The organism is Nocardia sp. NPDC004722, from assembly GCF_053601505.1.
In genome coordinates, this window is the sequence record NZ_JBSGBY010001116.1 from 1 (window position 1) to 1,061 (window position 1,061).

A 1,061-nucleotide genomic window follows, 5' to 3' on the forward strand; every position below is an offset into this window, starting at 1 on the left:
GCCCGGGAGATCGCCGCGGGCACCGACGGCCTGGACCCGCGCCTGGCCGCGGCCTACACCGCCGCGGCCACCGAGGCACACAACGAGGGCGTCGCCCTGTCGATCACCTCCGGCTACCGCACCCCCGCCGAACAGGAAGCCCTCTGGGAAGACGGCCTACAAACCTACGGCAGCCCGGAGGCCGCCCGCCGCTGGGTACTGCCGCCCGGCGAATCCACCCACGTGACAGGCGAAGCCATCGACGTCGGCCCGCGCGAGGGCGCCCAATGGCTGGAGGACAACGGCAACCACTGGGGGCTTTGCAGGATGTACGACAACGAGTGGTGGCACTTCGAACTGGCCACCCTCCCCGACGCCCCCTGCCCAGCTCGCCTCCCCGACGCCAGCGACCGCTGAGACAACGGTCCGAGAGGGCTTGGCAGGGCTAGTCGAGGCGTGACCGAGCGTCGATCGCTTTCCGGATCAGCGCTCGGGCCTCGTTTCCGGTGACGGACTGGCCTGCGAGCGTGTCGAACGCACGCCCGTAGAGTGCTATCTCTCGTGGCTGCGTGATGGTCAGTTCCGCTGTGGCACCTTCGACCTTCACCAAGCGGTTGTCGAACAGCACAAAATTCTCTACTGCCGCAAGGGCTTCCGCCATCGAGGGAACGATGCCGAGGGTGAGTCGGGGCATCCCGAGGATGGTGTACAGCCGGTCGAGTTGGTTGACCATGACATCGTCGTCTCCGACTGTCGTGTACAGCGCCTGTTCGGCTATGAGGAAGTGGAACCGGTGGTCTCGCCGGTACAGGACTCGTTGCCGCTCCATGCGTTTGGATACGCCTGCGTCGATGTCGTCGGGTATCCCGTAGAAGTTGATGCCGTAGCGAAGGATTGCCTCCGCATACTCGGCGGTCTGCAAGAGTCCGGGAACCACCTGGGGCTGCCAGTTTCGGATCTGTTCGGCCTCGGCCTCCAGGCGTACCGACTGGTGTTGTCGATGGCGAGTGCCCGTTGCGAGTATTCGCTTCCACTCCAGGTAGGCGGCGTCCAGGTGGTTCCCGGACTCTTGCAGACCGCCG

General features: G+C 65.8%; 2 protein-coding genes. One reads left to right on the plus strand and one right to left on the minus strand.

Annotated elements, in window-relative coordinates; all coding sequences use genetic code 11:
* Positions 1-9 precede the first annotated feature (9 nt).
* Positions 10-396, plus strand: coding sequence for a M15 family metallopeptidase (locus ACWELQ_RS46195; RefSeq protein ID WP_452403274.1), 387 nt, complete (start codon positions 10-12; stop codon positions 394-396).
* A gap of 28 nt (positions 397-424) precedes the next feature.
* On the opposite strand, the gene ACWELQ_RS46200 is transcribed toward ACWELQ_RS46195, so the two are convergent.
* Positions 425-1,061, minus strand: a 637-nt coding sequence (locus ACWELQ_RS46200) for a DUF5753 domain-containing protein (protein WP_452403273.1), incomplete at its 5' end; no start/stop codon positions are given.